11 protein-coding genes and 1 pseudogene are annotated in these 6,516 nt (G+C 45.0%); 1 reads left to right on the top strand and 11 read right to left on the bottom strand.

The annotated features are described in order from the left end of the window. The 11 genes and pseudogenes from B3D59_RS07420 to B3D59_RS07380 form a co-directional block, all read right to left on the bottom strand. Positions 1–604, bottom strand: a 604-nt coding sequence (locus B3D59_RS07420) for a sulfur oxygenase reductase family protein (protein WP_286818695.1), incomplete at its 3' end; no start/stop codon positions are given. Positions 605–900: 296 nt separating this feature from the next. Then, positions 901–1,197 carry a hypothetical protein gene (locus B3D59_RS07415; protein ID WP_286818693.1) on the bottom strand — a complete coding sequence of 99 codons (297 nt, stop codon included), beginning with the start codon at positions 1,195–1,197 and terminating at the stop codon, positions 901–903. Between the two features lie 95 nt (positions 1,198–1,292). Next, a complete protein-coding gene (locus B3D59_RS07410; RefSeq protein WP_286818692.1) occupies positions 1,293–1,604 on the bottom strand; it encodes a hypothetical protein in 312 nt (103 codons plus the stop codon). Between the two features lie 32 nt (positions 1,605–1,636). Then, positions 1,637–1,747: pseudogene (locus B3D59_RS18305) on the bottom strand (DUF3309 domain-containing protein); the annotation flags it as partial. Between the two features lie 88 nt (positions 1,748–1,835). Beyond that, a complete protein-coding gene (locus B3D59_RS07405; protein ID WP_286818691.1) occupies positions 1,836–2,627 on the bottom strand; it encodes a BON domain-containing protein in 792 nt (263 codons plus the stop codon). Positions 2,628–2,950: 323 nt separating this feature from the next. Then, complete coding sequence (locus B3D59_RS07400; RefSeq protein ID WP_286818690.1) at positions 2,951–3,571, bottom strand: superoxide dismutase; 621 nt, start codon at positions 3,569–3,571, stop codon at positions 2,951–2,953. A gap of 89 nt (positions 3,572–3,660) precedes the next feature. After that, positions 3,661–3,822: a rubredoxin gene (gene rd, locus B3D59_RS07395; RefSeq protein WP_286818689.1), complete on the bottom strand. Its 162-nt coding sequence runs from the start codon at positions 3,820–3,822 to the stop codon at positions 3,661–3,663. 841 nt (positions 3,823–4,663) lie between these two features. After that, complete coding sequence (locus tag B3D59_RS07390; RefSeq protein WP_286818688.1) at positions 4,664–5,044, bottom strand: PRC-barrel domain-containing protein; 381 nt, start codon at positions 5,042–5,044, stop codon at positions 4,664–4,666. A gap of 107 nt (positions 5,045–5,151) precedes the next feature. After that, positions 5,152–5,331, bottom strand: a complete 180-nt coding sequence (locus B3D59_RS07385; RefSeq protein ID WP_286818687.1) for a CsbD family protein — start codon at positions 5,329–5,331, stop codon at positions 5,152–5,154. A gap of 99 nt (positions 5,332–5,430) precedes the next feature. After that, positions 5,431–5,505: a DUF3309 family protein gene (locus B3D59_RS18550; protein WP_422653200.1), complete on the bottom strand. Its 75-nt coding sequence runs from the start codon at positions 5,503–5,505 to the stop codon at positions 5,431–5,433. Between the two features lie 120 nt (positions 5,506–5,625). After that, the gene (locus B3D59_RS07380; RefSeq protein ID WP_286818696.1) at positions 5,626–5,820 is read right to left on the bottom strand and encodes a BON domain-containing protein; all 195 of its coding nucleotides are present in this window, start codon (positions 5,818–5,820) and stop codon (positions 5,626–5,628) included. Positions 5,821–6,320: 500 nt separating this feature from the next. On the opposite strand from B3D59_RS07380, the gene B3D59_RS07375 reads away from it, so the two are divergent. Further along, positions 6,321–6,503 (top strand): hypothetical protein, encoded by a 183-nt coding sequence (locus tag B3D59_RS07375; protein ID WP_286818686.1) that lies wholly within the window; start codon positions 6,321–6,323, stop codon positions 6,501–6,503. The last annotated feature ends 13 nt before the right edge of the window (positions 6,504–6,516 follow it).

The following is a 6,516-nucleotide window of genomic DNA, read 5'->3' as shown; positions in this document are numbered from 1 at the left end:
TCAAAATCATGTACCCGAGAAAACCGGTTGAGTCAGACAAGGCTTCCATAGTTTTGATTGCACCTTCTTCAAATGCCTTTTCCCTTCCCGGAGCCACCGTATGTTCTCCGATGGCAACACAGCGCTGTGGGGTGGCAAAACGGACAAAATCTTTTTGCTGTATAAAATCTTTACCAAGATCGGCGATTTGCGCCATGGATCGAACAGGCGACATCTTAGCTTTGACAACGCTGTAAACCGGCTCCCAAGGTCCTTCTACCACCATCCCCAGGCAACTGGTACATAGCTCAAAGATCCGACTGAATTGCTGTTCATGAAACTCGTCATGATCTTGCCAATGTTTCCACATGGTATACTGATAGTTGCGGACAGGGTTTAATTCATCTTCCATGTGGATACTGCCTCCCCCATATCTACCGGCAAGAGGCAAAATGCCTGTTTGGATATTAGCCATAAAACCGACAAATCCCGGGTGTGCGGCAGTGGTGATACATACCCGGGGCCCCACCTTGTGCATCAGATCGAAACTTTCTTTATTGTTCAAAACTTTAGACATATTCAAGGCAAGGTAAATGGGGAGCTCTGTCGTATCTTCAGTCTTCATATTGCACCTCTTTATTAGTGATTTGCTGTACGCGTCAATTTCAATCTTTGCAGTCTTCGCGCCGATTGACTTTTGTGCTTGATTTCTGAGTAAACTTTATATATTCAATTTTTGTACCAGGCTTTCAACACCAGCGCTATATGATCTATCCTTTTGATTTTTAATCCTAATCATTTTAAATAAGCACTTATGAAACTGTCATAAGTTGCCATATAACCGGCACGGCCGGAGCGAATCTGGCTCCCGGCCACAACGAATTATGAAACTCTTCTGATTGCAATACGTCGGCAAGAATTTCATATAAAAACAGGGTCGGATTTAATCTTATGATCATATATGATCTGGAAAACGATCATCAGCATTCCCAACTCTGTTGCCCCGGCCCAGGCAGGAATGAATTTTTCAATGCGCTGCAAAGTGATCCGAGCCTTATGATGGTGTTCCTCGGGTAATAAATAAAGCATTGCCCCAAAAACCGGGCGGGGATTCATGAGCATAAACACCACTCCGAACAAAACCGTTACCAGAACGACCAGGATCTCGGCTCCGTTAAAAGCCACTGCCGCGAAACGGCCGATCAGATCCTGAAACATCCCGTTCAAAAGGGACCGAAGAGAGTTGATTCTTCAAGAGGTAAGGGTGAGGGGATGATTCGAGACACGGTTTTCGGTTACTCTGCCCCTCCGTCTTACCAGGCGATTTCAGTGCTGACCTCAGCCTGAAGAGTGACCAGCCCATCAAAGCCATGACTTCGGCCAATCCAGTCGGTATCTTTCTGCCTTCCGTCAACGCCCGCATCTGGGAAATCATTGGATTGACGGCAAGGCAAATCAGCAGTACCAGCAGAATTGGAGAAAGCAGCGAGAATTTCTGGACGAAGGCAAACAGCGCCACCCCCAATATCACATAGAATAAAATCAAAAGTGACGTAGGTTCTGCCTTGGAATGGACTGCCTGCCGGGACTGAATCTGTGCGGGTAGGACCCTCGTCATTGGGCATCGCTGTTAACCTAAATTTTGCCCAGCACGATGCCCGATTCCTCCGCTGGGTCCATAACCCCAGGATCGGCTGTGCGACCAGGCAGGGATTACTCCCACCAGTTCCAGTAAATGAGTAAAATTGTGCCTATTGCCATGGTTCATCCTCTTCTTTAAATTATGATGGAAATCCGCCGCCAAAAAATATTCGGTGGTGAGTGGGGTTTCCGTCTCAATGGATACCGGATCAGACTTACTCTACGATCATATTGTTGTTGACACTCTTTACGCCGTTAATATCGCCCGCGTATTTCCCGGCCAGATCCTTACCGGCCGCAGTCTTGGCTATGCCTTCCAGGGTGACCACCCCATCTTTGGTCTCGACTTTGGTGTTGACGGCACTGGTCGAGCGATGGTAAAGCAATGAGGTTTTTACTAGGGCGGTAATGGATGCATCATCAATGGCTTCGATCACTGTATCCGTCTTTTTGGCAGTTGTTTTGCCATCCGGCTTTGCAGCGACTGCACCCGACACTGTCATTTCATTTTTTACAGTTTCAACACCTTCAATATCCATGACATATTCGGTGGTGAGGTCCTTTTGGGCGATACTGGAAGCTTCGCCACGCAAAGTGACGGTTCCCTGGTCGGCGAGAACCTCGGTTCCGGTGCCGCTGACGTTTCTATGAAATAAAAGGGTGGTTTTTACTTTGGTGATGAGCCATGCATCTGATTTTTCAGCAGGGCGGTTTTCACCTTTTTCTTCCAGCTTGTTGTCCACACCCTTAACGCCGGGCAGACCCGCAACTGTTTCCCCGGCCAATGATATATGGGATGCTTCCTGAACAGTCCCGGTCAAGGTGACAAGTCCGTCTTTTGACTTGATTTTAATATTATCGTCCTTGAGGTAGGTCTTGAACACATGGGTCTTTTTAGCTGATGATTCGATGCCGTCATCCATAGAAGATGCAAAGAGCGGGACGGTGATAAACACCATAGATGCCACGGCGGTCATGAACGCTAAACGGTACATTGGTTTTTTCATTGTGTTTTCTCCTGTCTTTAAGTGATGGGTTATATATCTTTAGGAGACGAAAACAGTTTTTCACAGTATTCACTTCCTATATTTGCTATATTTCAATTATTATGCCAGGTTGGTATAGTTTAGTATCTTTTTATTTACCTATTTGAATTTTAAGAATAATTTATTAAAATAGCCTTGGTGTGGCTGTCATGGGGAGCCATTAAATAAAGGTTTTCCTTAACCAAGGGTCATATACGACCCTTGGTTAAGGGTTTGGGATTTCAATATTCCGGGCACTCCCATTCAAGTGGCGGGGGCTTCCTTCATAATCTTGATATTATCCGCTATCCGTTCAAAAGGTCTTCAAGCCGTTTATTGACCTCGGTCCAATCCACGATGGTCCAGAACGCCTCAACAAATTTGGCCCTGTCGTTTTTGTAGTCAAGATAATAGGCGTGCTCCCAGACATCCAGAACCATCAGAATTCTGAACATGGGGTAAACATTGGTGTTGTGTTTTTCGACCTGCATGATGATGGGCCTGTTCGTCTTCTTGCAAAAGGTGAGGGCTGCCCAGCCCGACCCCTCGACGCTTACTGCGGCCTGGGAAAATATTTTTTTGAACCGGTCAACTGAGCCGTATTCCTCTTCGATTACTTTTGCGATTGTTTTTGAGGGGTTCCCGCCCCCGTCTTTATCCTGGGGGGCGAGGTTCTGCCAGAACAGTGAGTGGAGCAGATGCCCCCCGATGTGAAACGATAGGTCCTTAAACGTCGCCTTTGTATCAAAATCGATACCGTCGGCCCTGGCCTTGTCCATTTTCTGAAGGATGGCGTTCGCCCCATTCACGTAAGCTGCGTGGTGCTTGTCATGATGGAGCTTTAACAGGTCTTCCGATATGATCGGTGCAAGCGCATTATAATCGTATTCAAGCTTGGGCAGACTGTATAATTTGGGTGTGTCCATTTTTTTATCTCTTTTTTAGGGTTGTTTGTCGGTTTCGTCAATGCATTGTTTCAATCTCATCCAATGCTTCAGACGGATATCATTATTATTTATGCGACTTTTTCAAATTCAGCCTTGGCAGCTCCACAAGTGGGGCAGACCCAGTCCTCGGGCAGGTCTTCAAAAGAGGTTCCCGGCTTGATGCCGCCTTTCTCATCTCCTTCTGCGGGATCGTATATGTAGTCACAAGAGGTACAATGCCATTTTTTCATAATTACTCCTTTCTTTCTGTTAAAATGTCTGTTTACTGACCCAATATCCTTCTTGCCTGTAATATCGATGCAAGATAGGGGTCAATGCCGTTGACTTAAGCGCAAATGATGAGTTTACCAGACAGAATATCCCCGTCATTGCTGAAAATATTAGCAGCAATAGAGGATAAAATTTTGTTAAGGAACGGAATTGACGCTTAAATTGTACACAGGGTTTCTTAAGTCAACGGCATTGAGATATGGGTAGCTCATTTTTCTTGTCAATCCTGCCAATCCGACAAGATCGGTAAATGTCAAACAAGTTGTCGCTTAAACTTTAAAAACACGCGGTTTTCAATCCATTCAAATTTTCAAAGTATTCTTGACGTAGCGATATAAAACATCTTGTCGGGGAGCATGGTTTTATACATTCTTGTAACCCTATCCAGAATAGATAGCCGGAAAAATCCTCGATTCCATATAGTGCACAAGAAATCCTGCTTCGGCGTCATCTCAGAAACTTCCAAAGGCGGTCTGGGTCAGATTGTTTGTTCCAAAGGAGAAATAAGGAGGCATATTTTACGATCTTATCCGCCGTAAAAGCCGACCTTGGCAGTTGTTCCTTTGCCCTAATCTCTTCAAGCAGCTCATCCAGGTGTTTGGGTAACTCCAAGTAAGAGAACTGCACCTACAACCGTCACTGACTTTCGTCCGACCCAGCTCATTCTGCCCTCCTGTCGGTCCATTTGCGTTGGAGCGTCTTAAACAGCCCTCCGCTGTTTTCATTTACAACCTAAAAACTGCAAGGGCGCTTAACAGTCCACTGGGTATGTTTGACAAGCGCCCCGAATCGTCGATCCTATTATTTCCAGGGAGGAGTGTAGTTGTAGTAGGTGTAGATGCCCTCTCCCCAGAGTTTGTCTTTAAAATCTGGCCATTCGTCACCCTTCTCAAACCCGGGAGCGGCTTTTAGCTTCTCCTTGTCCACGTTGAGAATCAGTTTGTTCTCGGTTACGGAAAACTCGAAGGCTTCCCATGGCATGGCGAACAGCTTGTTACCCATGCCCATGAAGCCGCCGAAGGAGAGCACCACATACATGATACGGTTCTTTTTGGCGTCGATCACCAGTTCGTCAATCTTGCCCACATTCTCACTCTGGCGATTGACTACCGTTTCACCGATAATTTTCGATGCCGAAACGACACCGTACATCGCCACTGATTTTTCGCTCGTTTCCTTCATATCTTACTCCTTTAGTTTGGTTGATTGGGTTTATTTTCGCCACCGACAGCCTCAATGGTTTTCGCTTCGCATAGCATTCTCATCGTCTGAAAGTTCCCATGCATCCCTTACTTACCCACAACTTTCTCGACCTTGCCGAGTTTTTCCTGGACTTTTCCATGCAGATTTTCGTCTTTCCCCTCGGCTTTCAAGTCGTCATTCCCGACCACTTTTCCAACAGTCTCCTTGATCTTGCCTTTTACTTGGCGCGTTTTGCCTTCTGCGTTGTCTTTTGTGCTTGATTTCATAGTCTTTCTCCTATTTTTTAAGTTAAATGGTGGTTATATTTTGCCCAATAAGAACAGAATCAAAAAAATAACCACTAAAAACCCGACCCCGCCGCTGGGTCAATACCCCCACGACCGGCTATGTGGCCAGACCGGGATTATTCCCAATAGTGCCAGCATCAAAATTACGAATATTATTGTGCCAATTGAACTCCTTTTTAAAATAATGTGCCCCCCAAATTAACAGACTCCAGACGGTTCTTTATGGAAACAGTCGACATCAAGCCGGCTGCCTTGGTCGGTCCAGGACACGATTCACTTAACAGTCATGTTGTTGACCACCTTCTTTACACCGTGAACGTCACTCACGAGTTTAGTGGCCAAGTCCTTTCCAGCTGCGTTCTTGGCTTTGCCCACCAACGTTACCACGCCTTCTTTCGTCTCAACAGTGGTGTTGAGAGCGCTGGTTGAGCGATGACATGGCAAAACTGTCTTGACTAGGGCGGTGATCGATGCATCATCAACATATTGTAATGCCGTTTAAGAAAATATTAATGGTATTAAACCGCACATTATTTATTATAAAAGCAATCTTTGTGCCAGTTTTCCAAATACTCATCATCACATCACCTATCATTCTGATATTTATTGACAATTAGTTTAAAATGCATTTTAAGGGCTGTTATTTCCAGCCCTATAAAAGGGTCATATTTAATCGATGGTTTATATATGACTTTTTTTAGTTTTTAGGATCTTCCTTAATCTGGGTTATGTAAATTGCACCATGAAGGCACTTCTCGATTTCTTCAGGAGAGGCTCTCTCAAAAAACAACTGAAGGGTCTTTAGAAGGTTTTCCTTTGCATCGATGAGAGTATCGCCTTGGCTTGCGATATTCAGATCAGGACATGGGCGCATTCCCATTTTCCCGGTTTTAAGAAAGCCTATCTTTTAGCGCAAAAAGTATGGTATTTCCTTCTAAACTGAAACGATCAAAAAATGGATTGTGCTGATGAAAAAAGCTGAAGATTGCAATACTGTTGATGAAGTCTATGCTTGCCTGAAAGAGCTGGAAGAAGATCCGAATCGCTTGGTTCGCAACGCTAAAGAAATGGAACAGATGGAACAGGAAATTCTTGGGTATACGAATCGAATAAGCGCCTTGTTTTTAAAAAAAAGATCCAGGTTCTGTTGACATTTCACCGCAA

Origin of the sequence: Desulfobacter sp. UBA2225 (genome assembly GCF_002348205.1) — a bacterium.
Taxonomy (GTDB): Bacteria; Desulfobacterota; Desulfobacteria; order Desulfobacterales; family Desulfobacteraceae; genus Desulfobacter; species Desulfobacter postgatei.
The sequence above is the reverse complement of the archived record's forward strand: the minus strand, read 5'-3'. Positions and strand labels throughout refer to the sequence as shown.

Bases quoted from the DNA above. Each gene is read 5' to 3' on its own strand.
- B3D59_RS07415 (WP_286818693.1), bottom strand. From the start codon at position 1,197: ATGTTTCAGGATCTGATCGGCCGTTTCGCGGCAGTGGCTTTTAACGGA.
- rd (WP_286818689.1), bottom strand. From the start codon at position 3,822: ATGAAAAAATGGCATTGTACCTCTTGTGACTACATATACGATCCCGCA.
- B3D59_RS07385 (WP_286818687.1), bottom strand. From the start codon at position 5,331: ATGAAATCAAGCACAAAAGACAACGCAGAAGGCAAAACGCGCCAAGTA.
- B3D59_RS07400 (WP_286818690.1), bottom strand. From the start codon at position 3,571: ATGGACACACCCAAATTATACAGTCTGCCCAAGCTTGAATACGATTAT.
- B3D59_RS07405 (WP_286818691.1), bottom strand. From the start codon at position 2,627: ATGAAAAAACCAATGTACCGTTTAGCGTTCATGACCGCCGTGGCATCT.
- B3D59_RS07390 (WP_286818688.1), bottom strand. From the start codon at position 5,044: ATGAAGGAAACGAGCGAAAAATCAGTGGCGATGTACGGTGTCGTTTCG.
- B3D59_RS07375 (WP_286818686.1), top strand. From the start codon at position 6,321: ATGAAAAAAGCTGAAGATTGCAATACTGTTGATGAAGTCTATGCTTGC.
- B3D59_RS07410 (WP_286818692.1), bottom strand. From the start codon at position 1,604: ATGCCCAATGACGAGGGTCCTACCCGCACAGATTCAGTCCCGGCAGGC.